The following is a 23,597-nucleotide window of genomic DNA, read 5'->3' on the forward strand; positions in this document are numbered from 1 at the left end:
GGCCATGTCAGTTCTTTGGGGCTCTGTAAGCCTTGTGACATGCCGAACAGGCTCCACCCAATGGTCCCATCGCTGCTTTCAGCGCTTCGACATCTTGCCCGGCGGCGGCCTGCATCGCAACCGCGGCTTCAGCCATTGCCTTGCCCTTGGCGCTGACATCCGGGAAGTTCTCCCAGATCGCCGGAAGCGCACGAGAAGATGGGTCGGAGACATTGTCGGACCCGGCTGGCCACATGGCCGACTGATCGATCTGCGTCACGGCAACCAGGTTGTTTGCCGCGCGCGTCGCGGCCTCGGCGTTGTATTCCACCTCGCCCTTGGCCATGCCGCCAAGCGTGCCCAGATTAAACGCATACAGCTGCATGACGGCCTTCCGCGCCTTGACGGCCGGGTTTTCGCTTTCCTGGGCTACGGCCGTGCCAATAACGGCCGCAGAAAACAAACTCGCCGCAAGGATTGAGAATTTCTTGATCATGGTATCTCTCCCACATGAATGTGTCGAATGGTAACTTGATCGAAATTTCTTGTAATTGTTTATTTCTCTGCGTTTCTTGTTAACTTATGAACAATCAAAACTGGGATGACATCCGATACGCACTCGCCGTAAGCCGGCACGGCTCGTTGAATGCAGCGGCCACAGCGCTGGGCGTGACCCATGCAACGGTGCTGCGCAGGGTGGCCGCGTTTGAACGACGCCATGGGTGCGTGATCTTTCAAAAGAACCCGACGGGCTACAGCACGCTGCCCGAGGCCCGGGCCATTCTTTCTGCCATGGAAAATGTCGAGGATGCGGTGCTTTCGGTTGAACGGGCAATCGTGGGCGCGGACCGTTCGCCGACCGGGCGGGTGCGGATTGCCTCGACCGACAGCCTTTGCCAGCTTGTTTTGCCCGGGATACTGAACCGCATTTCTGCGCTTTATCCGGGTTTGGAACTGAGTCTGCTGAGCGGGAACAATCACCATGACCTGTCGCGGCTGACCGCTGACATTGCCGTGCGTCCATCAATACGCCTGGGCGAAGACTTGGTGGGCGAGCGGGCTGGCGCGTTGGCCTTCGGGGTCTACGACGATGGGTCCGCCAACCGAAAATGGATGCGTTTGGACGGGGCGCTGAGCGGTTCGGTCCCGGCCAGATGGATGGCCGAACAAGTGCGGGATGAAGACACGACCATCGGCGCGGACAGTTTCCTTGTGCTCCAGCAGATGGCTGCGACAGGTGTCGGCAAGGCATTTTTGCCGACGTTCATCGGTGATGCGGACCTGCGGTTGCGGCGGGCGCCGGACATCGATCCGAAAATCGAGGTTCCTCTGTGGGTTGCCACGCTTGAAGAGATTGCGCGCACACCGCGGTTTGCCGTCGTGCAGCGGGCCTTGGTGGAACACCTGCCCGAAGCACTGGGCCGGTAAGATCAAACCGAAACGGCCGCCCTGAGCTGCTGCTGACCAAGTTCGGATTTTGATCCTTTCAGGAATGGCGACCCGCGTTCCAGCACCAGAAAACTGTCGCCCAGAGAATACGCGAAATCAAAATACTGCTCGACCAGGACAATCGCCATCTCACCTTGATCGCGCAACAGGCGGATGACTTCGCCGATCTGCTTGATGATGTTGGGCTGGATGCCCTCGGTTGGTTCATCCAGCAAAAGCAGCCTGGGTTTCGTGATCAAGGCCCGCGCAATTGCGAGCTGCTGCTGCTGACCGCCTGACAGATCACCACCGCGCCGCGACAGGAACTCTTTGAGAATCGGGAACAGTTCGAAGATGTAATCAGGTATCCTGTGTTCGCTGCGGGGCAGGCAGGCAAAACCGGTTTCCAGGTTCTCGCGGACCGTCAGAAACGGAAAGATTTCTCGTCCTTGCGGAACATAAGCCACACCTTTTCGAGCCAGATCATAGGATGTGGCCTTGCCGATCTGCTCGCCGCCAAGCCGGTATTCACCGCCGCTGCGGGGGTGCGTTCCGGAGATGGCTTTCAACAGGCTGGTCTTGCCGACGCCGTTGGTGCCCATCACGCAGGTGACCTGACCCTGACGTGCGGTGATGTCGATCCCGCTCAGGATCTGGCTGCCGCCGTAGTGCAGGGACAGGTCCGAGATTTCCAGAAGCTCAGCGGCCAAGATACACCTCAATCACTTTGTCATTATTGGTGACGTGGTCCAGCGACCCTTCGGCCAGAACTGACCCTTCGTGCAGCACCGTGACCTTGCAGTTCAAGCGGCGGACGAACTCCATGTCATGTTCAACCACCACCACGGCGCGGGTTTTGGCGGCCGCGACAAGAATGTCGGTTGTGTGCTCACGCTCGGCGGGGGTCATTCCGGCGGCCGGCTCATCAACCAGCAGCAACTGCGGATCCTGCGCCAGCAGCATGCCGATCTCAAGCCACTGCTTCTGCCCGTGGCTCAACTCACCCGCCTTGCGGTTCAAGGCATTCTGCAGTCCGATTTCCTCGGCCAGGTCAGCGACCTTCTGATGATCCGACTGTCCGGCCCGAAACCGCAGGACCGCCAGCGGGCCGCGTTTGTTCCTGAGGGCCAGCATCAGGTTCTCGCGAACGCTCTGGTCCTCGAAGACGGTGGGGCGCTGGAACTTTCGGCCGATGCCGGCCTGGGCAATCTGGCTTTCGCTCATCGACAGGAGCGACACGGATTTGTCGCCCCACAGAACATGGCCGTCATCCGGTTTGGTCTTGCCGGTAATGATGTCCATGAACGTCGTCTTGCCCGCCCCGTTCGGGCCGATGACCGCGCGCATTTCGGTTGGGCCAATCTGAAATGTCAGGTTGTTGATGGCTTTGAATCCGTCGAAGGTTACGGACACGCCGGAGACTTCAAGCAACGTACTCATTCGTCGGCCTCCTTTTCGCGCAACGACCCAAGGTCCGGGCCCAGATCGGCGCCGTGGCGGTCCGGGGCGCGCCGCTCGGCAAACTTGTCGATCAGGCCGCCGATGCCCCGAGGCGCAAACAGCGTGACCGCGACAAATGACAGCCCAAGCAGGATGGTCCACCAGTCGACCCATTGGATCGTGTAGAACCCCAGCGAGATGTCGGGGGCCTGACCACCCGTGAACCAGGTGGACAGCAGAGAAACGAATGCCGCGCCGATCACTGCTCCGTACAGACGGCCCCGTCCGCCGATCGCCACCCAGACAGCCAGGTAGATTGATGCAATGGGCGCGATCTCGGCTGGATTGATGATGCCGGCTTGGGGGTAATACAGGGCACCTGCGATGCCGCAGATCACGGCGGTGAAGGTGAAGATGAACAGCTTGTAGGCTTCGACCGAATACCCAAGGAACCGAACCCGGCTTTCGTCGTCCCGGATGGCGCGAATGACCGATCCGAACTTGCCGGACACCATCCAGGCGCAGACCAGATAGCCCAGCCCCAGCGCCAGGGCCGACGCCCAGAAGAACAGGATCGAAACCGTCGATTGCGGCACCGAATCCAGACCCGGCAGATTCTGCAGACCCGACAGGCCGTTGTTCCCGCGCAGCCCGCTGTCGTTCTGAAACAGGTACAGAGACAGCGCCAGCGTCATCGCCTGTGTCAGGATCGACAGGTAGACCCCGGTCACGCGACTGCGGAAGGCCAGCCACCCGAACACAAGGGCCAGCAAGCCGGGCACCAGTACGACCGCGGCCAGTTGCAAGGGCAGCGAATGCGCAACAGCCCAGATCGGTGGGAACTCGGATGCGCCGACGACGCCGAAGATCTGGGTTGCGATGCCGTCAGAGATTTCCTGGGCCGTTGGTGGCAAGGCCGAGGACGCAAGGCTTTCGATCACGATGATCTCGGTTCGCGCATACATCAGCCACATGCCGATGGCGTATCCGCCGATACCGAAGAAGGCCATATGCCCTAGGGACAGGATGCCCGTGTAGCCCCACACCAGGTCCATCGCCAGGGCCGCAAGGCACAGGCAGAGGGTCTTGCCCAATGTCTTGACGAAGCTGGTGGATATCAGGCCGATCCCGAACCCTTCGCCCAGCACTGTTATGGTCGCCGTGAACAGCGCCAGGACGATCAGAAAGATCGCGACCGAGGGATAGCGCAGCACAAATGGCTTTCGCATCGGGCTGGCTGTGGATGTCATGTCAACCATATCACGCTTCCGCCGCCCGACCCTTGAGCGCGATGATGCCGCGCGGCCGGAATTGAATGAACAGGATGATGAACAGGATCATGTAGGTCTGCGCCGCCAGGGTATTGGACGGGTTGAACCATTCGATCCCCTTCTGCAGCGTGCCGACCATCGTGGCCCCCAGCAGCGTCCCCCAGATGTTGCCCACACCGCCCACGACCACTGTCATGAAGCTTTGCACGATATAGTCGGATCCCATCTCGGACGTGACCTTGGCGTAAAGCCCGATTGCCACGCCGGCAATGCCCGCGATGCCCGAGCCAAAGCCGAAGGTCAGCATGTTGATCCGGTCGGGATTGATACCCATCGAGGACGCCATGCGCGGGTTCTGCGTCACGGCGCGCACCTCAAGCCCCAGCCGGGTCCGGTTCATGACGATGAGGAAAAGCGCGAGGAACAGTAGCGCCAGAACAAAGATCGCGATGCGGATGTAACTGATGGAGACGATATCGTTCAGCACCATCGAACCGTCCAGCCAGGCCGGGGCGGTCAGGGGACGCGCCTGGGTTCCAAAGATGTTCTTGGCCAGTTGCTGTAGCGCGATGGAAACCCCGAAGGTCGCAAGCAGCGTCTCCAGCGGACGGTGATACAGCCAGCGAATGACCAGACGTTCCAGCAGAACACCGGCGCCGAAGGTCACCAGGAATGCGCAGGGAATGGCGACAATGATCGACAGGGTCAGGTCCGGAATGAACAGTTGGACCACATATCCGGTATAGGCGCCCATCATGATGAACTCACCATGCGCCATGTTGATGACGCCCATGACGCCGAAAGTGATGGCAAGGCCGATGGCGGCAAGGAAATAGATCGAGGCGAGAGACAGCGCATCCAGAACCAGATCCGCCGTCTGGTTGAGAGCGACTTGCATCTCGATATTGTCCAGCACGGCCTGCGCGGCCAGCGCCACCGGCAACGGTGCCGAGGTGTAGACTCGGTAGAACTTGTACTGTTGCACAGCCTCTGCGATGTCGTCCTGCGTCACTAGCGGAGCGGCGAGCCCCTGATCGGCCAGCAGCTGGTATGCCGCTTGTCGTGCCGCATCTTCGTCCAGACTTGCCACCTGTACGCCTGCGACCCTGTCACCGTCGATATTCGAAATCAGGGTCTCTTTGATGGTGCCGTTGTCTACCAGGGCCGGTGCCAACCCGTTTTCGACCAACAGGTCATAGGCCTGTTTCTGTGTCAGTTCGTCCGACCCGGCCTCGATGGTCACAGCGCCATCCGGAACCGTGTCGGACACCTTGATTTCAGATGCAACAAGGGGATTGAGCGTTGCGCGCACGTCAACGCCCAGATCGCCGGCGAAGCTGTCGATTGCAGCCAGCCTTGCGACCGCGTCATCATCAAACCGGATCGTCAACAGACGCTCGAGCCGGTCCTTGCGGGCCCGCAGATCCGCGTCCTGCTCTCCGGCAATGGCGCCGCGCAAGGCGGATAGGTGCGAGGGTTCCGCGTCCCGCTCGATTGCCGTCAGCGCTGCGCTTCGGTTCAGCGGGTCGGGGTCGTTCAGTTGAAACTGCACCAGCGCCGAAGCGATCAACCCGCGAATGCCCGAGTTCGGCTTGAGTTGTTTGTAATCCTTTTTGTCGACGACACCGATCTCGGCCCCATCCGAGATATCGAAAACCCGCAAACCGCCATCGGCCTTGGACGCAAAAACGAAAAGGCCCGTATCCCGGTTGAACCACATGTCCTTGGCCTGCCACCGCTCCAGGACGGTTTGTGCCTCGGGCAATCCGCTCTGCGCCAAGGCGTCAATTGCCGGGCCGATCGTCTTGCGAGAGGATTTTTGAATGACCTCCGCATGGGCCTGCAAGAGCTTCTGGACCGGCGCGTCGGAGGATTGGGCTTGCAAAAGACCAGGGGCCACGAACAGCAGCAGGGCAAGCAAAGCCCGGCAAATCGAAAGCGTCATTTGGGGAGACCTCGGCATTGGGCCCCGGGGCACATGTGATGCGCCCCGAGGTATTCCGGTTCAGATCTTAGTAGTTCGATTTGATCTGTACGCAGCTTTTCGTTTCGGTGTTGTACATACCGCAACCCAGCTCTTTCCAATCCGAGATCAGAACCGCGGATTCGGGCAGGTAGTCCGTCCAGGCATCGCCCGGAACCTCTTCGGTCTGGCTGATGATGTCGAACTGACCGTCTTCCTGGATTTCGCCGATCAGAACCGGCTTGGCGAGGTGGTGGTTCGGCAGCATGACGGCCGTGCCGCCCGTCAGGTTCGGGAATTCCTGGCCGTACATGGCTGCGCGCACGGCATCGACATCCGTCGAGCCCGCCTCGGTCGCGGCGTTAACCCACATGTTGAAGCCGATGTAATGCGCTTCCATCGGATCGTTAGTCACCCGATCTTCGCCCATGCGGGCTTTCCAGGCGGCAACCCAGGCCTCGTTCGCTTCGCTCTCTGCCGATTGGAAGTAGTTCCACGCCGCCAGATGCCCGACAAGGTTGGTTGTGTCCAGACCGGCCAATTCTTCCTCGCCGACCGAGAAGGCAACTACTGGGATGTCATCCGCCGAGATACCTGCGGCGGCCAGTTCCTTGTAGAAGCCCACATTCGCGTCGCCGTTGATGGTCGAGATGACGCCGACTTTCTTGCCGTCCGCGCCCAGCGCAACGACATCCGCCACGATCTTGGACCAGTCGGAATGGCCAAAGGGGGTGTAGTTCACGAAGATGTCCTCTTCGGCGATGCCTTTCTGCTTCAGATAGCTTTCGAGGATGTTGTTCGTCGTGCGCGGATACACGTAGTCGGTGCCCAAAAGGGCGAATTTCTCGACCCCCAGTTCCTCAAGGAAGTAGTCCGTTGCGGGGATCGCCTGCTGGTTCGGTGCGGCACCGGTGTAGAAGACGTTCTTCGAGCTTTCTTCGCCTTCGTACTGAACCGGATAGAACAGCAAACCGTTGAGCTCTTCGATGACCGGCAACACGGATTTGCGGGAGACCGATGTCCAGTTGCCAAAGATCACGTCAACTTCGTGGACGGTCAGCAGTTCGCGCGCTTTCTCGGCAAACAGCGGCCAGTCCGAGGCGGGGTCGACAACTACGGCTTCCAACTCGCAGCCCAGCAGGCCACCAGCTTCGTTCTGCTGTTCGACCAGCATCTCCATCGTGTCTTTCAGCGTGGTCTCGGAGATGGCCATCGTACCGGACAATGAGTGCAGAACGCCCACTTTGATCGGGCAATCGGCCAGTGCGGGCAGGGCGGTTGCGAACAATACAGCAGCAGTAGTGTTGAGTAGTTTGGAGTGCATCAGCGTTTCCTTTTGTGCGATGCGCAGCAGGCTTGTCCGGAACGCCGAAACATCCCATATACCCCCCACGCTTAATTGCGGTGTGCGAGGGCGTCATCAGGTTCCTAGGCCGGGCACCTTCGCACATTTTCCAAGCCGTCTTTCGGCGCACCACATTGCTAGGTCAGCTTTTGCCGAGGCTCAGAGTCCGGTGGTGCGAGTTTTTGGATTGATTCAGCGTGTTGCCCAAATTTGCGGCGGTGCCGCATGGTTCGCCCAAAAATGCGGCACTGCAGCGAAGGGTGGTCTCAGACGCCGCCCAGTATCAGCAGGCTGCACTGATCCAGAAGGTCGCTGGCCGTTTGCCGCGCGGCGCTGGCCGCCGTGATGTCCGAGCCAAAGGTCGCCGTATGCAGCAAGCGCGCATGAGCGTGTTTTGAGTTCACCCGGTGGCTCAGGACCAGTTCGGCCTCCTCTGCCGTTACGGTCGCCTCAAGCAAGGACACGAAACCGCCGCGAAGCAACTCATAGTCCTGCGCCTTGGGGTCGTTCAGAAGCCAGGCATGCTCCATCTCGGCCGAAAAACGCCCGGCGCAGCCGGCAAACGATTTGACCATGTCGGTTTCAGCATGAAGCAATCCGATGGATGAGAAAGTGCATAGTGCTGAAACGAAAATAGTTTTCAAAGCGCCCATGTTTTGATCATTGCAACCGAAAAAGCGCCCGTCAAGGCAGCGCTTTGTAAACTGGCCTGCCCATTTCCCGACAGGCTTCGGTCGCAACGGGTCATGACGGAACCGGTTCCGCGCGCTATTTGCGTCCTGGTCCTACCGGGGCGCATTGAACCCGGTTGAGGGCTGGCCGGACCAGACTAGCTATTGCCCAGATTTGGTTCGGAGAACGGTTTTGCAGATCGTTTGGTTCAAGCGGGATCTCAGGGTGCAGGACAATCGTGCCCTGGCTCATGCGGCACAGCGGGGGGCGCTGGTGCCGCTTTACGTGGTTGAACCCGATCTTTGGCGTCAACCCGACATGTCCGCTCGCCAATGGGCGTTCATCCGCGAAACCCTGGTCGAGCTGCGCAGTCAGCTTGCGGAATTGGGCCAGCCCCTGATCGTACGGACGGGCGAGATGCTGTCGGTCCTGGACGATCTTGCACAGAGTTTCGACCTCACGGCCCTGTGGTCGCATGAAGAAACGGGAAACGACTGGACCTTTCAGCGGGACAAACGCGTGGCGTCCTGGTGCCAAACCCGGGGCATTCCCTGGCACCAACCGCGCAATCACGGGGTTCGCCGCCGTCTGGCGTCGCGCGATGGCTGGGCCAAAGAGTGGGATCGCTTCATGAGCGAACCGATCACGCCCGCACCCATATTGCGGCCCATCCCGATGGACCCGGGTGGGATCCCGTCCAACAGGGAACTGGGATTGCGCCCGGACCCATGTCCACGGCGCCAGTCGGGCGGCCACACGGCGGCGTCGGACCGGTTGACCACATTCCTGAGCACGCGCGGCCGGACCTATCGCAGCGCGATGTCCTCACCTCAGCTGGGGGAACACGCGTGTTCGCGCCTGTCCCCGCATCTGGCATGGGGAACGCTGTCGATGCGCGAGGTGATGCAGGCCACATGGGCGCGGCAAAAAGCGCTGAGCCACACCCCTGACAAACAGTGGCGGGGGGCGATGTCCTCGTTCGAAGGCCGGCTGCATTGGCACTGCCATTTTATCCAGAAACTGGAGGATGACCCCCGGATCGAGTTCCAGAACGTGCATCGCGCCTATGACGGGATCCGCCCCTCGGCCCCGGATTCGCATCGGCTGGAGGCCTGGGCCAACGGTGAGACCGGCCTGCCATTTGTTGACGCATGCATGCGGTACTTGCGGGCAACGGGGTGGCTCAACTTTCGAATGCGCGCGATGGTGATGGCGACGGCCAGCTATCACCTGTGGCTTGACTGGCGCGCGCCCGGTGAGGTTCTCGCCCGCTTGTTCACCGATTACGAACCGGGCATCCACTGGAGCCAGGTGCAGATGCAGGCCGGCACCACGGGTATCAACGCGCTGCGGATCTACAACCCGGTAAAGCAGGGCCATGATCAGGACCCGACCGGGACTTTTACCCGCCGTTGGTTGCCGGAATTGGCGGATATCCCGGATCGCCATCTGCAAAAGCCGTGGAAGGCCAAGAATGCAGGTGCCGTGCTGGGCAAACGCTACCCGATGCCCATCGTTGATCACTTCGCGGCGGCCCGATTCGCCCGGGATCGGATCTGGGCGGTGCGGCGCGGGGAAGGTTTCCGGGACGAGGCTGCGAAGGTCTTGGCCCGGCATGGCAGCAGCAAAGGGCGCTCGCGGAAAGGAAACAGCCGTGCGACCACCCGCAACCCCGCGCAATTGTCATTGGATCTGGGGGACTAGATGCGGATGCGGAAAAAGTCAGATCTTCCGACGAAACCCTGCGCCACATGCGGGCGTCCTTTCACCTGGCGGCGAAAATGGGCCAGGGTCTGGGACGAGGTCCGCCACTGCTCGCAGCGTTGCCGCCGAGCCCGATCATCTTCGACCGGCCAACGCTAGAGGCTGTCGAGTATCTCGCGCGCGCTGTCGCGGTATTGGGCCTGTTTTTCGGGGTCCATCCGGTCCCAGGCTCGGTAGGCATGGCCCAACCTGGGATTGCCACGCAGCTTGTCGGCGTTGCGTGCGAGGAAATCCCAATACAGTGGATTGAAAGGGCAGGCATTCGCACCGAACTTGCGTTTCACGTCATAGCAGCAATGCGAACAGTGATCCGACATCTTGTTGATGTAGTTTCCGCTTGCTGCGTAGGGTTTTGACCCAAGCAATCCGCCATCGGCGAATTGGCTCATTCCGATCACGTTGGGGGCCTCGACCCATTCATACGCATCGGCGTAAACCGCCAGGTACCACTCGTGGACTTCGTGCGGATCGACCCCGGCCAGCATCGCGAAGTTGCCAGTCACCATCAGACGTTGGATATGGTGGGCATAGGCGTGGTCGCGCGTCTGCCCGATTGCGGTCGCCATGCAGGCCATTTCCGTTTTGGCCGTCCAGTAGAAATCCGGCAGCGGGCGGGTTGCCCCGAAGTGGTTGCGTTCCGTGTACCCGGGCATGTTCAGCCAATAGAGGCCCCGAACATATTCTCGCCAGCCGATGATCTGACGGATAAAGCCCTCGACCGCATTCAAAGGCGCGCGGCCTTCATAATAGGCACGCTCGACCTGTCGGCAGATCTCCATCGACCCCAGCAGACCCGCGTTCAGGTAATGCGACAGGACCGAGTGATAGAGGAACGGTTCTGCCTGTAGCATTGCGTCCTGATGGTCCCCGAACAGAGGCAGAGCGTGTCCCACGAAATGGTCCAGCGCCTCAAGCGCGCCGGCGCGGGTCACCGCGAACCAGAACGGGCGCAGCTGTCCGAAGTTGTCGCCAAACCGGGTTTCGACAAGGCTCAGAACCTCGGTGGTGATGTCATCCGGGTCGGATCGGGGCGGTCGGGGCATGAACAGATCGGCAGTGGCGGGCTTGCGGTTTTCCGCATCAAAGTTCCAGCGCCCGCCTTCGGGTTGGTCGCCGTTCATCAACAGCCCCGTTTTGCGCCGCATCTCACGATAGAAATACTCCATCCGCAACTGCTTGCGTCCGTCCGCCCAATTGCGGAACTCCTGATGCGTGGCGACAAACCGGTCATCTTCCAGCATATGTAGATCGGCTTGGCTTTGGTCCGCCCATTCCAGCAAGGCGGTTTTCAGCCGGTACTCGCCGGGCTCGGTCACCTGAACGCTCTCAATAGACAGATCCGCGATGGACCGCGCGATCTCGCCTGTGATGGAGCCGGTATTGTCAGGGTCATCCAGTTTGACATAGCGAACCTGCCACCCCGCCTCACCGAGCTCATCTGCGAAATGGCGCATCGCCGAAAAGACAAACGCAATCTTCTTTTTGTGATGCGGAACATATCCCGCCTCGTCCGCGACTTCGGCCATCAAAACCGTGTCGCGCGCCTTCTCCGCCTGACTCAAGGCGCTCAAGTTTTGGCTCAGTTGGTCGCCCAGCACCAAGATCAGCCGGCTGGGGGAGCGTTCGTTTGTCTGCGTCATTTCCGTCGAGTTAGGGCCGCCACGCGGATGAGCAACCCAAATTTCCGGAAAGGGTGCACGGCAGATAAATTGAGGAACCGAAGCAACAGACGGGAAAACTGGCGGCAAGCCACCGAAGTTTGTTCCGAGAAGCTATGGTGCCGCTGAAGGGACTCGAACCCCCGACCCCATCATTACGAATGACGTGCTCTACCAGCTGAGCTACAGCGGCCCATTTTTCGACGCGCACCCGTGCCCGTTAGGGCGCGGTATGCGGTGCGAAGGATCGTTTAAACCGTCCCACGGGCGTAGGCAAGACCGGTTGTTGACCCCGATGTGAGGTTTTCTTGGAGGGCGAATGGCCTTGTTCACCCGTCGTTCGACCCGAATGCCGCTCTGGCTGAGGGCAACCGACGATCCGGTCGGATTCAGGCGCGCTTTTCTCCGATTGATGCGATGCCCAGAACGGCAAGCACCTTGGCTTCGATCTGTTCGGCGTTCATGCCTGCGACCGCGTACATGTCGGCGGGGCTGGCCTGGTCGATGAAAATGTCCGGAAGAACCATCGAGCGGTATTTCAGGCCGCGATCGAACACGCCCTCATCCGCCAGCAGTTGTGCCACGTGGCTGCCGAACCCGCCGATGGCGCCTTCTTCGATGGTGATCAGCGCTTCGTGGTTGGCGGCCAGGTCCAGGATCAGGTCGCGGTCCAGCGGCTTGGCGAACCGTGCGTCGGCGATGGTGGCGGTGATGCCGCGCGCGGCCAAAGATTCGGCGGCCTTCTGCACCTCGGCCAGGCGCGTGCCGAAGGACAGGATCGCCACCCGCGCCCCCGACTGGATCAGGCGGCCCTTGCCGATTTCCAGAACCTGTCCACGTTCGGGCAGATCGACGCCCACGCCTTCGCCCCTCGGATAGCGGAACGCGATCGGTCCGTCGTCATGGGCGGCGGCGGTGGCGACCATGTGCACCAGCTCGGCCTCGTCGGCGGCGGCCATCACCACCATGCCCGGCAGGTTGGACAGGTAGGCGATGTCGAACGACCCGGCATGGGTCGCGCCATCAGCACCAACCAGCCCCGCACGGTCGATGGCAAAGCGCACCGGCAGGCGTTGGATCGCCACGTCGTGCACCACTTGGTCATAGCCGCGCTGCAAAAACGTGGAATACATCGCGCAGAACGGTTTCAGCCCGCCCGCAGCCAGCGCGGCCGAGAAAGTGACCCCGTGCTGCTCGGCAATCGCCACGTCGAAACAGCGCGATGGGTAGCGTTCGGCGAACAGGTTCAGCCCGGTGCCGTCGGGCATCGCCGCGGTCACCGCCACGATCTTGTCGTCGCGGCTGGCCTCGTCCACCAGGGTCTTGCCGAAGACCGAGGTGTAGGATGGCGCGTTCGACGGCGCCTTCTGCTGCTTGCCGGTCACCACGTCGAATTTGGCGGTGGCATGGCCCTTGTCGCGGGCCTGTTCGGCCGGGGCATAGCCCTTGCCCTTTTTGGTCAGCGCGTGGATCAGGATCGGCCCGGTCGCCCGCGCTTTGACCGTGCGCAGCACCGGCAGCAATTGGTCCAGGTCATGCCCGTCGATCGGGCCGACATAGGAGAATCCCAGCTCTTCGAACAGCGTGCCGCCCACGGCCATGCCCTTGAGCATTTCCTTGGCGCGCTTGGCGCCTTCGCGGAACGGTTCGGGCAGCAGCGACACCGCCCCCTTGGCGGCGGCCTTCAGATCGTGGAACGGCTCTTCGGCATAGATGCGCGAGAGATAGTTCGACAGCGCACCCACGGGTGGAGCGATGCTCATCTCGTTGTCGTTCAGGATCACGATCAGGCGTTTTTTCAGGTGGCCGGCGTTGTTCATCGCCTCGAAGGCCATCCCGGCCGACATCGACCCGTCGCCGATCACCGCGATCGCGTCGCCCAGCCCTTCGGGCGTGACCCCGCCCAGGTCGCGGGCCACGGCAAAGCCCAGCGCCGCGCTGATCGAGGTCGAACTGTGCGCCGCGCCGAACGGGTCATAGGGGCTTTCGCTGCGTTTGGTGAACCCGCTGAGGCCGCCTTTCTGGCGCAGGGTGCGGATTCGGTCGCGCCGCTCGGTCAGGACCTTGTGGGGATAGCACTGGTGCCCGACATCCCAGATGATCTTGTCGCGCGGCGTGTCGAACACAGCGTGCAGGGCCACGGTTAGTTCGACCACGCCCAGCCCCGCGCCCAGATGCCCGCCGGTCACCGACACGGCCGAGATCGTCTCGGCCCGCAACTCGTTTGCCAGCTGATGCAGCTGCGCGTCCGAAAACTGCTTGAGATCCGCCGGGCGGTTCACAAGGTCCAGAAGCGGGGTGTTCGGACGGTCTGACATGGCATCCCTTACGGTTCAGCTTTCACGCGCAATAACGAAGCGGGCGGCGTCCTTCAAGGTTTCGGCCCGTGCTCCGTACCCATCCAACGCGGCGCAGGCCTGATCAATCAGCTCGATCGCGCGGGCCTTGGCGGCGTCGAGGCCCAGCAGGGACACGAATGTCGCCTTTCCCGCCTGTGCATCCTTCTGCAACCGTTTGCCCGCCTTTTCGCTGTCACCTTCCACATCAAGGATGTCGTCGGCGATCTGAAAGGCAAGACCCAGCGCACGGGCATATTGGCGCAATGGGGTCGGATCAGCCTCCGACAGAACAGCACCGGCGCACGCCGACCATTCGATCAGTGCCCCGGTCTTGCCGGCCTGAAGATGCGTGATCTCCGGCAGGGTCAAAGGCTGTTCGGCAGATTCGGCAGCGATGTCCAACGCCTGACCCAGAACCATGCCTTGCGCACCGCTGGCCCGGGCGAGGGTCAGCGCCAGTTCCGCCCGAACGTGTGAAGATCCGACCTCGGGCCGGGTGCAAAGTTCAAATGCCAGCGCCTGCAAAGCGTCGCCAGCCAGAACCGCGATGCCGTCGTTCCATTGCTTGTGCACGGTCGGACGACCGCGCCGCAGGTCATCATCGTCCATGCAGGGCAGATCGTCATGCACCAGGCTGTAGGCATGCAGCGCCTCGATCCCGGTCGCGGGCCAGATCGCGCAGGTCTCGTCCATCCCGTGCAGCCGGGCGCTTTCCAGTACCAGAAACCCGCGCAGCCGCTTGCCGCCCTGCGTGGCATAGGCCATCGCGCGGGTCACATCGACATCGTCCAGCGCGCCCAGAACCAGATCGAACTGCGCCTGGATCAGCGCCGCATCCTGCACCAGCCTTTCGGAAAACATTACAGGCCTTCGACAGGGGTCGTCCCGGTGGGCTGCCCATCGGCATCCAGCGTGATGGCGGCCACTTTCTCCTCGGCGCGCTTCAACTCGTCCTCGCAGCGTTTCTTCAGCTTGGCGCCGCGCTCGTACAGGGCGATCGACTGGTCCAGCGCCACGTCGCCGCGCTCCAGTTGGCCGACCACGGCCTCCAGCTCTTTCATCGCCTGTTCGAATGTCATCTGTTCAACGGGGGTCTCGGTCATCGGGCTACCTTCATCAGTTCTTCAACATGGACGCGTGTGGCCTTGGCCAGTGCGTTCAGATCATACCCGCCTTCCAGAGTCGAGACGATACGGCCCCCACACAGCTCATCGGCGATCCGGCACAGCTGCGCGGTGATCCAGGCGAAGTCGTCGGTGGACCAGTTCAGATTGGCCAGCGGATCGTCCTGATGCGCGTCGAACCCGGCCGAGATGACGATCAGCTCGGGCCTGAACGCGCGCAGCCGAGGAAAGGCCTGCGCTTCGTAGGCCGCGCGCATCTCGGCCCCGCCGGTACCGGGGGCCAGCGGGATGTTCACGATGGTGTCGTGCTCACCGGTCTCATCCGGCCGTCCCGAGCCCGGCCACAGCGGCATCTGCTGGCTGGTGATCACCAACGCCCGGGCCTCGTCCCAAAGCAGATCCTGCGTGCCATTGCCGTGGTGCACGTCGAAATCCACCACCGCGACCCGATCCAGTCCGTGATGATCCAGCGCATGTTTCGCCGCCAGAGCGGCATTTCCGAACAGGCAGAACCCCATGGCGGTTTCACGTTCGGCGTGATGGCCCGGCGGCCGAATGGCGCAGAACGCATTTGGCGCCTCACCGCCCAGCACCATGTCCACCGCCCGCACAACGGCCCCCGCCGCCCGATAGGCCGCATCGACCGAGCCGGGTGACATGAACGTATCCCCGTCGATCTGGCGGAACCCTTCGGTCGGGCGGCTGTCACGGATTTCGCGGATGTAACTCTCGGGATGAATCCGTAGCAGATCATCATCCGCCGCCAGCGGCGCGGTCACCCGCTGCAGGTCCAACGACTCCAGCGCATGCAGGATATGTTCCAGCCGGGCCACCCGTTCGGGGTGCCCCTCGGGGGTGACATGACCCAGACAGTCGGCATGCGTCAAAACAGCGGTCTTCATGAAAATCCCCCAACTTCATCTGGCCAAAAATATCCTCGCCGAAGGCAAGAAACCGCCGGGCGGCGGCAAAATCAATCCGGCGCCAGCATATATCCCGCACCCCGCACCGTCTGCAGATAGCGCGGCTGCTTCGGGTCCTGCTCGATCTTGCGGCGCAGGCGCGTGATCTGCACGTCCACTGCGCGTTCCTGCGCCTGTCCCTTGTCGCGCCCCAGATCCTCGACCAGCTTCGACCGGCTGATCGGCTCGCCCGGCTGAGCCGAGAAGATCTTCATCAACTGGCTTTCCGTGGCGGTCAGCCGCACCGGCTCTTCGCCCTGCCACATCTCGCCGCGTTCGATGTCATAGCGGATCGGCCCCAGATGCAGGATCTTGGCAGCCGTATCCTGCACGGTGGTTTCCGGCATCCGCCGCAGGATCGCGTTGATCCGCAGCAGCAGTTCCTTGGGCTCGAACGGCTTGGCTAGGTAATCGTCTGCCCCGGCTTCCAATCCGGCGATCCGGTGCTCGGTCTCGCCGCGTGCGGTCAGCAGCAGGATCGGCGTGTCATGCGTTTCGCGCAGGGCCCGGGTCAGGCTGACGCCATCCTCGCCCGGCATCATCACATCCATCACGATCAGGTCGAAATCCAGCCCTGACAGGACCCGCCGCGCATGGGCGGCATCACGCGCCGCCGTCACCAGAAACCCGCTGCGCATCAAGAATTTCTTGAGCAGATCGCGGATGCGTTCATCGTCATCGACGATCAGAAGATGGGCGTCCACGTCGCTCATGAAGTTGAATCCCGCAGTTTCGTGTAAGCCCGACGCATATCAGCATCCATCATCGCTTCAAGAACTTTGCGGAACCCGGCAACCGCCTCGGGGCCGGCATCCTTGTAGGCCGCGCGCATCCGGGCGCGCTGGGCGTCCGACAGCTGCGACTCGAGCGCTTTGCCCTTTTCGGTCAGGTACAGGTGGCGTTCGCGCTTGTCGACGGTGCCGACCCGGCTCTCGACGAGGCCGTCGTCGATCAGCGTGCGCAGCACCCGGTTCAGCGACTGCTTGGTCACCCCCAGAATCGCCAGCAGGTTGTTCACCGTGGTGCCCGGTGCACGGTTGATGAAATGGATCGCCCGGTGATGCGCCCGGCCATAGGCCATTTCGCTTAAGATGCGGTCGGGGTCGGCGGTAAAGCCGCGATAGGCGAAGAACATCGCCTCGATCCCCTGGCGAAGCTGTTCATCCGTCAGAAACAACAGGCTTTCTCCGCCAAAGACCGGGGCGGGGCGGATCTCGGACATATCGGGCCTCATTCGTTACACGCCCCGACTTTAAGTCAGCGTTATTGACATTCCAAGGGCGGACAGGTATCGGATCGCAGTTTTTGCGCAATTTTGTGTCCGGGTCGGACCTAAGTAGCGCAACAATCGGAAATGTGGCCCGAGTCAGGAGGTTTCGGATGGCGGGATATGACGATCGTAACGGTGTCATCTGGATGGATGGCGAATTTGTGCCCTGGCGCGACGCCAAGGTGCATGTCCTGACCCATGCGATGCACTATGCCAGCTCGGTCTTCGAGGGCGAGCGTGCCTATAACGGCAAGATTTTCAAAAGCCGCGAACATTCCGAGCGGTTGATCAAGTCGGCCGAGGCGCTGGACATGCCGATGCCCTACACGGTCGATCAGATCGAGGCGGCCAAGGCCGAAACGCTCGAGAAAAGCGGCCTCAAGGACGCATATGTGCGCGCGCTGGTCTGGCGCGGTTCGGGCGAGGACATGGGCGTGGCCTCGGCGCGCAACCCGGTGCGCATGGCCATCGCGGTCTGGCCCTGGGGCGCCTATTACGGCGACGCCAAGATGCAGGGCGCCAAGCTGGACATCGCTGAATGGAAGCGGCCCAGCCCGGAAACCATCCCGGTCCATGCCAAGGCGGCGGGGCTGTACATGATCTGCACCATCTCCAAGCACAAGGCCGAGGCCAAGGGCTGTTCGGATGCCTTGTTCATGGATTACCGCGGCTATGTGGCCGAGGCGACCGGTGCCAACGTATTCTTCGTCAAGGATGGCGAAGTGCATACACCGCTGGCCGACTGCTTCCTGAACGGGATTACCCGCCAGACGGTGATCCAGATGCTGAAAGACAAAGGCATCACCGTACACGAACGCCACATCCTGCCCGAGGAGATGGCCGAATTCGAACAGTGCTGGCTGACCGGCACCGCGGCCGAGGTCACGCCGGTGGGCCAGATCGGTGAGTATACCTTCGAGGTCGGCGACCTGACCCGTGAGATCGCCAACGATTACGAACAGCTGGTTCGCAGCTGATCCGACATCCGCTCGGGCGGTGGCCGACCGGCCTTGCCGCCCGTCCGGGGTTTGTTGCAGATCGTCCGCTGCGCTGGACGATCGGGTGCGAATCCGTATCCTTGGCGCATGTTGGACCTGCTCAGCGATATCCTGACGCGCCTGTCTTTGCGGGGCACCCTGTATTTCCGGACCTCGTTCACGCCGCCCTTCGGCGTGCAGGTGCCTGCATTCGAAAACGTCGCCCGGTTTCACTTCGTCCAGCGCGGAGAGCTGAAGGTGCATGTGTCCACCACCGGCGAGACCCTGCGGTTGCGGCAGGGGGATCTGATCCTGATCCCGCACGGGGCCGCACATGCGCTGCTGTGCAACGAGGTCCGGCCCGTGGATGCTCTGCCGCTGGAGCAGGTTCTGGACCGGGCCGGCTACAAAGGTGACGGTGTGCTGGTCTATGGCGGAGCCGAGCAGGACCGTGACACCCAACTGATCTGCGGGCATTTCTCGTTTGCCGGTCCGGCCGGGCGGCGCGGCACAGGGCATATGCTGATCGACCGTCTGCCGCCCTATATCCTGATCGAGAATTACGGCGAATCCGCCGGGGCCTGGATCGAGGCGACGCTGCGGATGATCGAATCCGAGGTTGCGGGTGCCCGGATCGGCGGGGACCTGATCGCGCTGAAACTGTCTGAGGTTCTGTTCGCCCAGGCGATCCGCGCCTATCTGGAACATCAAAGCCCCACCGATGCGGCCCTGTCGGGCTTCGCCGATCCACGTATATCACGCGCGCTGGGCGCCTTTCACCGCGACCCGGCCCGCGAGTGGAGCGTGGCATCGCTGGCGCGTGAAGCCGGCATGTCGCGCACGACCTTCGCACAGCTGTTCACCCAGAAGATGGGCGCCACGCCCATGCAATACCTGACCGACTGGCGTATGCAGATCGCCTGCCACGGACTGATCGAAAGCCGCTGGAACGTGGCCGACGCGGCGGCTCAGGTCGGCTATGCCTCCGAGGCGGCGTTTTCGCGGGTGTTCAAGAAGCAGATCGGCCTGTCTCCAGCCGCCTACAGGGCGATGCACTGATCCGGCAAACTGGCGGACGATCTGCAAGGTATTCCAAACGATCTGGGCTGCTACGTTCGGGATGGCGAACATATCCTTGATCCGTCCTCAATCAAGGAAAGGAAACATCATGTCTCTGCGTTTCGTTACCCGCACCATTCATGCCTATCTGGACTACCCGGTTGCCCTGGCCCTGATGGGGTTGCCATTTCTTTTGGGACTGGGCGCGTCGAACCCGATTGCGCTGTGGCTCTCGGTGGCCACCGGCGTGGCGGCTTTCATGCTGACGGTGCTGACGGATCATCACCTGGGCGTCTGGCGCGTGCTGCCCTACAGGTTTCACCTGGCCGTCGATCTGCTGGTGGGGCTCACCTTCCTGTTCGCGCCCAGCCTGTTCGGCTTCACCGGTCTGGATGCGGTCTACTACTGGCTGAGTGGCGCCGCCGTGGTGGCTGTAATCTCGCTCAGCGCGCCCGACCAGACAGCCACCGCCTGACCCCTTGCTCCGGCCATTTGGCCGGGGCGAATTTTGGTCTTGAAAAGTCCGACAGAAATTGTCAGTTTTAGCCCAACGCCAGATACCCCGGTATCAAGCCTTTGATTCCGAGACGGCCTGCACGCCAAGCCGTACACCCGCGAGGGCGCGCCACCGTCTCGGAAACGATTTCGGAAAGGCCACGCGATGCGCGACCCGATACTTGAACTTCTGTCCAGTTCAGACCTGCCCCTTGGCAGCGGGTGCTGCGCCGATGGCGACCTGGTGGCCTACCTGGACTGCAAATGCCAGGACGGACGCTGTGACCGGGCGGCCGGGGTCGCGGACGCCCGGATCGCCACTGTCCCGCAGAGCACGCCGGCGGCACCGGCAAGTGGTGCCGTCCCGCGTTGACCGATCAGAAATCGACGCCGCGCTGGGCCTTGATGCCGGCCTGAAACGGGTGCTTTTCCTCGGTCATTTCGGTGACCAGATCGGCATAGTCGCGCAGCGCCTGCGGCGCGTCGCGCCCGGTCAGGAACACGCTGGTCCGGTCCGAGCGGGCCTTCAGCCCCTCGATCACTGCGTCCACCGACAGGTATTCATAGCGCAGGGCGATGTTGATCTCGTCCAGCACCACAAGGTCATAGTCGCCGCTGGCCATCAGGTCGCGCGCCTTGTCGAAGGCGGCGGTGGCGGCGGTGATGTCGCGGTCGCGGTCCTGGGTGTCCCAGGTGAAGCCTTCGCCCATCGTGTGCCAGGTGACCAGATCGCGCTCTTCGAAGAACCGCCGCTCGCCAGTCTTCCATTTGCCCTTGATGAACTGCACCACGGCGACCTTCTGGCCCCAGCCCAATGCGCGGATCACCACGCCGAACGCGGCCGAGGATTTGCCCTTGCCCTTGCCGGTGTTGATCAGCACCAGCCCGCGGCCGGGATCCACGGCCTCGGACACTTTCTTGCGGTGCTGGGCCTGCACCTGTTGCATCTTTTGTTTGTGGTCCTGTGCGTCGCTCATGGCAAAACCTCGTTGATTGTCCGCGCCAACCTAGGCGATGGGCGCGAAAGGTAAAGTCAGGGTTTGTGATCGGTCAGCGACCGCGCCTTGCCGCGTTCCAGACCCAGCTGGTGTTCGCGCCAGATCACCACCGCATTGCCGGCGATCACCAGTGCCGCCCCCAGCAGGATCGCCAGGGTCGGCAGTTCGTCGAACCAGACATAGCCGATGAAGATCGCAAACAGCATCGACGTGTAGTCATAGGGCGCCAGCATCGAGGCCTGCCCGAACCGGTAGGACGAGGTCACCAGAATCTGCGCGACGCCGCCGATCAGCCCCATCGTAATCAGGATCAGCAGCTGGTTCAGGGTCGGCATGGTCCAGCCCCAGAACACGGTCAGCGCTGACAGCAGCGTGGCGGTCATCGAGAAATAGAAGACGATTGCGGCGGGGTGATCGACCTGAACCAGTTGCCGGATGTGGATCTGCACGAAGCCACGGGCCACGGTCGCGCCCAGCACGCACAGCGCGCCGATCGTGGCGCCGGTACCCAGATCGGCCGAGCCCAGCCGGGGCCAGATCATGATCAGCACGCCCAAGAGCCCGATCGCCACTGCGCCGATGCGGATCAGGCGGATGCGCTCGCCCAGCAGCAGCGCGGCCAGGATCAGGGTGAAGATCGGAGTGGCATAGCCGATCGCCGTAACCTCGGGCAGCGGCAGAAGGCTGAGCCCGGTGAAGGTCAGGCCCATGGCGGTGGTGCCTAGCACCCCGCGCCAGAAATGGCCCATGGGTTTCCTGACGACAAAGCCTTGTGCTAGTTCCCCGCGCGAGATCAGCCAGGCCACGATCACCGGCACCGCGAAAAGTGAACGGAAAAACACCATCTGGCCTGGCGGGAAATCCGCCGACAGCGCCTTGACCAGCGCCGACATCGCCGTGAACAGGAACAGCGCGCTGAGTTTCAGCGTCACGGCCAGCACGGGGCGATGAGAGGTCAGGGATTGGGCCATCGGCGCGACCCTGCGCCTTTGCGCGGCAAAGATCAACGGGTCGGATTGGGGCGTGTCCAGCTGTCGGGCAGGGGGCTGCCGATCTCTTCTGCGAATTCGGTCAGAAACCGGATCATGCGCTGGACCCGTTGCTGAGCGATCTGCCGTCCGGCTTCGGTCAGCATGTCGTCGGGCAGGGCCAGCAGCTTCACCTTCCAGTGGTCGATCGAATAGTGCAGATCGTCCAGCGGCCGGTGCGATGCGAACGGATCGGCCGGATCATAGAGCGTCCGCCCCAAAGCGCCGGACACCGAGAAATTCCGCGCGATCCCGATGGCGCCCAGCGCATCCAACCGGTCGGCATCGCGCAGGATTCGCGCCTCGGGCGTCTCGGGCGGGATGTTGGCGGAAAAACTGTGCGCCTCGATCGCGTGGCGGGTGGCGGCGATCTGGGCATCGCTCAGGCCCAGTTCTCGCAGAACAGGCTCGGACTCCTCGGCCGACCGGCGCGAGGCCAGGTGTCGGTCGGGGTCGTTCTTGGGCAGGTTGACCAGATCGTGCAGATAGCAGGCCGCCAGCAGCACGGTCCTGTCGGTTTGCGCATCGGCGATGGCGCGGGCATTGACCCAGACACGGTCCAGATGGGCCAGGTCATGGGCCGGGTCGGTGATCATCCGCTGCGCGACGACCGCGCGTAGGCGGTCGCGCAGCTCAGCCAATCCGTCCACGGTTCTCACCGATCTGGCCCCGATGCAGCAGCAGGTGGTCCAGGATCACGCAGGCCATCATCGCCTCGCCCACCGGCACGGCGCGGATGCCGACGCAGGGGTCGTGGCGGCCCTTGGTGATGATCTCGGTCTCTTCGCCCGATTTGGTGATGGTCTTGCGCGTGGTCAGGATCGATGAGGTCGGTTTGACTGCAAAACGCACCACGATGTCCTGCCCGGTCGAGATACCGCCCAGAATGCCGCCTGCATGGTTCGAGCTGTATTGCGGGCCGTTCTGGCCCATGAAAATCTCGTCGGCATTGGCCTCGCCGGTCAGTTCGGCGGCGGCCATGCCTTCGCCGATCTCGACGCCCTTGACCGCGTTGATCGACATCATCGCCGCGGCCAGATCGGTGTCGAGCTTGCCATAGACCGGCGCGCCGAGGCCCGCTGGAACGCCGCGCGCCACCACTTCGACCACCGCGCCGACCGAGTTGCCGGATTTGCGCAGATCGTCCAGATAGGCCGCCCAGTCCTCGGCGGCTTGTGCATCCGGGGTCCAGAACGGGTTCTGTTCGATCTGCGCCCAGTCAAAGTTGGCCCGGTCGATCCGGTGCGGGCCGATCTGGGTCATGTAGCCGGTGATCTGGACATTGGGCGCGATCTGTTTGATCGCCTCGCGCGCCAGCCCGCCCGCGGCCACCCGCGCCGCCGTTTCCCGGGCCGAGCTGCGCCCGCCGCCGCGATAGTCGCGGATGCCGTATTTCTGCCAATAGGTAATGTCGGCATGGCCGGGGCGGAACTTGTCCATGATGTCCCCGTAGTCCTTCGAGCGTTGATCGGTGTTCTCGATCATCAGCTGGACCGGGGTGCCGGTTGTCTGGCCCTCGAACACGCCTGACAGGATCTCCACCTGATCGGGCTCGCGCCGCTGGGTGGTGAACTTGTTCTGGCCCGGTTTGCGCTTGTCCAGCCAGTGCTGGATCATACCCTCGTCGATCGGGACGCCGGGCGGGCAGCCATCCACCGTGGCGCCCAGCGCGGGGCCGTGGCTTTCACCCCAGGTGGTGACGCGGAAAAGGTGTCCAAAGCTGTTCATCGACATGGGGCGTGCTCCTTTGAGGGTCGTGATTAACGGCGAGAGCCTGCCGCCTCAAGCGGATTTGCGGTTGGGGCATCGCTGCCCCAACCCAGTG

The 23,597-nt window shown here is 62.4% G+C and carries 25 protein-coding genes and 1 tRNA gene; 7 read left to right on the forward strand and 19 right to left on the reverse strand.

Going from position 1 to position 23,597, the window contains the following annotated elements; all coding sequences use genetic code 11:
* Positions 1–7: 7 nt before the first annotated feature.
* A complete protein-coding gene (locus tag ACR0LD_RS11515; protein ID WP_170419832.1) occupies positions 8–475 on the reverse strand; it encodes a c-type cytochrome in 468 nt (155 codons plus the stop codon).
* 86 nt (positions 476–561) lie between these two features.
* Here ACR0LD_RS11515 and ACR0LD_RS11520 point away from each other — a divergent pair, with 86 nt between their 5' ends.
* Positions 562–1,407 (forward strand): LysR family transcriptional regulator, encoded by an 846-nt coding sequence (locus tag ACR0LD_RS11520; RefSeq protein WP_480637039.1) that lies wholly within the window; start codon positions 562–564, stop codon positions 1,405–1,407.
* Between the two features lie 2 nt (positions 1,408–1,409).
* Here the strand turns inward: ACR0LD_RS11520 and urtE are convergent, their stop codons facing one another.
* The 6 genes from urtE to ACR0LD_RS11550 form a co-directional block, all read right to left on the reverse strand.
* Complete coding sequence (gene urtE, locus ACR0LD_RS11525) at positions 1,410–2,117, reverse strand: urea ABC transporter ATP-binding subunit UrtE (RefSeq protein ID WP_480637041.1); 708 nt, start codon at positions 2,115–2,117, stop codon at positions 1,410–1,412.
* Positions 2,107–2,847 carry an urea ABC transporter ATP-binding protein UrtD gene (gene urtD / locus ACR0LD_RS11530; protein WP_170361279.1) on the reverse strand — a complete coding sequence of 247 codons (741 nt, stop codon included), beginning with the start codon at positions 2,845–2,847 and terminating at the stop codon, positions 2,107–2,109. The genes urtE and urtD overlap by 11 nt, the downstream gene beginning before the upstream one ends.
* Positions 2,844–4,097: an urea ABC transporter permease subunit UrtC gene (gene urtC / locus ACR0LD_RS11535; protein ID WP_437342707.1), complete on the reverse strand. Its 1,254-nt coding sequence runs from the start codon at positions 4,095–4,097 to the stop codon at positions 2,844–2,846. The genes urtD and urtC overlap by 4 nt, the downstream gene beginning before the upstream one ends.
* A 10-nt stretch (positions 4,098–4,107) precedes the next feature.
* On the reverse strand, positions 4,108–6,063 hold the full coding sequence (gene urtB / locus ACR0LD_RS11540) for an urea ABC transporter permease subunit UrtB (protein WP_480637043.1): 1,956 nt from the start codon (positions 6,061–6,063) through the stop codon (positions 4,108–4,110).
* A 67-nt stretch (positions 6,064–6,130) separates the two neighbouring features.
* On the reverse strand, positions 6,131–7,405 hold the full coding sequence (urtA, locus tag ACR0LD_RS11545; protein ID WP_170340831.1) for an urea ABC transporter substrate-binding protein: 1,275 nt from the start codon (positions 7,403–7,405) through the stop codon (positions 6,131–6,133).
* A gap of 287 nt (positions 7,406–7,692) precedes the next feature.
* Entirely contained in the window at positions 7,693–8,001 is a 309-nt protein-coding gene (locus tag ACR0LD_RS11550) for a hypothetical protein (protein ID WP_170340832.1), read from the reverse strand.
* Between the two features lie 289 nt (positions 8,002–8,290).
* Between ACR0LD_RS11550 and ACR0LD_RS11555 the strand changes: the two genes are divergently transcribed.
* Both ACR0LD_RS11555 and ACR0LD_RS11560 read left to right on the forward strand, forming a co-directional pair.
* Positions 8,291–9,802 carry an FAD-binding domain-containing protein gene (locus ACR0LD_RS11555; RefSeq protein WP_480637045.1) on the forward strand — a complete coding sequence of 504 codons (1,512 nt, stop codon included), beginning with the start codon at positions 8,291–8,293 and terminating at the stop codon, positions 9,800–9,802.
* 6 nt (positions 9,803–9,808) lie between these two features.
* Complete coding sequence (locus tag ACR0LD_RS11560) at positions 9,809–9,961, forward strand: DUF2256 domain-containing protein (protein WP_217355690.1); 153 nt, start codon at positions 9,809–9,811, stop codon at positions 9,959–9,961.
* On the opposite strand, the gene ACR0LD_RS11565 is transcribed toward ACR0LD_RS11560, so the two are convergent.
* The 8 genes from ACR0LD_RS11565 to ACR0LD_RS11600 form a co-directional block, all read right to left on the reverse strand.
* On the reverse strand, positions 9,958–11,502 hold the full coding sequence (locus tag ACR0LD_RS11565) for a cryptochrome/photolyase family protein (RefSeq protein ID WP_480637046.1): 1,545 nt from the start codon (positions 11,500–11,502) through the stop codon (positions 9,958–9,960). The genes ACR0LD_RS11560 and ACR0LD_RS11565 overlap by 4 nt on opposite strands.
* Positions 11,503–11,637: 135 nt before the next feature.
* A tRNA-Thr gene (locus ACR0LD_RS11570) sits at positions 11,638–11,713 on the reverse strand.
* 196 nt (positions 11,714–11,909) lie between these two features.
* Positions 11,910–13,838 carry a 1-deoxy-D-xylulose-5-phosphate synthase gene (gene dxs, locus ACR0LD_RS11575; protein WP_480637048.1) on the reverse strand — a complete coding sequence of 643 codons (1,929 nt, stop codon included), beginning with the start codon at positions 13,836–13,838 and terminating at the stop codon, positions 11,910–11,912.
* Between the two features lie 15 nt (positions 13,839–13,853).
* Complete coding sequence (locus ACR0LD_RS11580; RefSeq protein ID WP_170364523.1) at positions 13,854–14,720, reverse strand: polyprenyl synthetase family protein; 867 nt, start codon at positions 14,718–14,720, stop codon at positions 13,854–13,856.
* Positions 14,720–14,962, reverse strand: a complete 243-nt coding sequence (locus tag ACR0LD_RS11585) for an exodeoxyribonuclease VII small subunit (protein WP_005979588.1) — start codon at positions 14,960–14,962, stop codon at positions 14,720–14,722. The genes ACR0LD_RS11580 and ACR0LD_RS11585 overlap by 1 nt, the downstream gene beginning before the upstream one ends.
* Positions 14,959–15,885 (reverse strand): histone deacetylase family protein, encoded by a 927-nt coding sequence (locus ACR0LD_RS11590; protein ID WP_480637050.1) that lies wholly within the window; start codon positions 15,883–15,885, stop codon positions 14,959–14,961. The genes ACR0LD_RS11585 and ACR0LD_RS11590 overlap by 4 nt, the downstream gene beginning before the upstream one ends.
* A gap of 71 nt (positions 15,886–15,956) precedes the next feature.
* Positions 15,957–16,658, reverse strand: a complete 702-nt coding sequence (locus ACR0LD_RS11595) for a response regulator (protein ID WP_170405750.1) — start codon at positions 16,656–16,658, stop codon at positions 15,957–15,959.
* A complete protein-coding gene (locus tag ACR0LD_RS11600; RefSeq protein ID WP_170342830.1) occupies positions 16,655–17,167 on the reverse strand; it encodes a MarR family winged helix-turn-helix transcriptional regulator in 513 nt (170 codons plus the stop codon). The genes ACR0LD_RS11595 and ACR0LD_RS11600 overlap by 4 nt, the downstream gene beginning before the upstream one ends.
* Before the next feature lie 158 nt (positions 17,168–17,325).
* Between ACR0LD_RS11600 and ACR0LD_RS11605 the strand changes: the two genes are divergently transcribed.
* The 4 genes from ACR0LD_RS11605 (at position 17,326) to ACR0LD_RS11620 (ending at position 20,119) form a co-directional block, all read left to right on the forward strand.
* Positions 17,326–18,192, forward strand: a complete 867-nt coding sequence (locus ACR0LD_RS11605; protein WP_170433658.1) for a branched-chain amino acid aminotransferase — start codon at positions 17,326–17,328, stop codon at positions 18,190–18,192.
* A gap of 108 nt (positions 18,193–18,300) precedes the next feature.
* The gene (locus ACR0LD_RS11610; protein WP_170364029.1) at positions 18,301–19,251 is read left to right on the forward strand and encodes an AraC family transcriptional regulator; all 951 of its coding nucleotides are present in this window, start codon (positions 18,301–18,303) and stop codon (positions 19,249–19,251) included.
* A gap of 109 nt (positions 19,252–19,360) precedes the next feature.
* Positions 19,361–19,726: a hypothetical protein gene (locus ACR0LD_RS11615; RefSeq protein WP_480637053.1), complete on the forward strand. Its 366-nt coding sequence runs from the start codon at positions 19,361–19,363 to the stop codon at positions 19,724–19,726.
* A 186-nt stretch (positions 19,727–19,912) separates the two neighbouring features.
* Positions 19,913–20,119: a hypothetical protein gene (locus ACR0LD_RS11620; protein ID WP_093964018.1), complete on the forward strand. Its 207-nt coding sequence runs from the start codon at positions 19,913–19,915 to the stop codon at positions 20,117–20,119.
* 4 nt (positions 20,120–20,123) lie between these two features.
* Here the strand turns inward: ACR0LD_RS11620 and cobO are convergent, their stop codons facing one another.
* From cobO to aroC, 4 genes are read right to left on the reverse strand one after another with little or no spacing between them, the layout of a single operon-like run.
* Entirely contained in the window at positions 20,124–20,723 is a 600-nt protein-coding gene (gene cobO / locus ACR0LD_RS11625; protein WP_170342842.1) for a cob(I)yrinic acid a,c-diamide adenosyltransferase, read from the reverse strand.
* Between the two features lie 56 nt (positions 20,724–20,779).
* On the reverse strand, positions 20,780–21,715 hold the full coding sequence (locus ACR0LD_RS11630; protein ID WP_149774168.1) for a DMT family transporter: 936 nt from the start codon (positions 21,713–21,715) through the stop codon (positions 20,780–20,782).
* Positions 21,716–21,747: 32 nt separating this feature from the next.
* Positions 21,748–22,422 (reverse strand): HD domain-containing protein, encoded by a 675-nt coding sequence (locus ACR0LD_RS11635; protein ID WP_480637055.1) that lies wholly within the window; start codon positions 22,420–22,422, stop codon positions 21,748–21,750.
* The gene (gene aroC / locus ACR0LD_RS11640) at positions 22,406–23,506 is read right to left on the reverse strand and encodes a chorismate synthase (protein ID WP_170340855.1); all 1,101 of its coding nucleotides are present in this window, start codon (positions 23,504–23,506) and stop codon (positions 22,406–22,408) included. Before aroC ends, ACR0LD_RS11635 begins: the two co-directional genes overlap by 17 nt.
* Positions 23,507–23,597: the final 91 nt, after the last annotated feature.

Source organism: Ruegeria sp. BF8 (assembly GCF_056538625.1).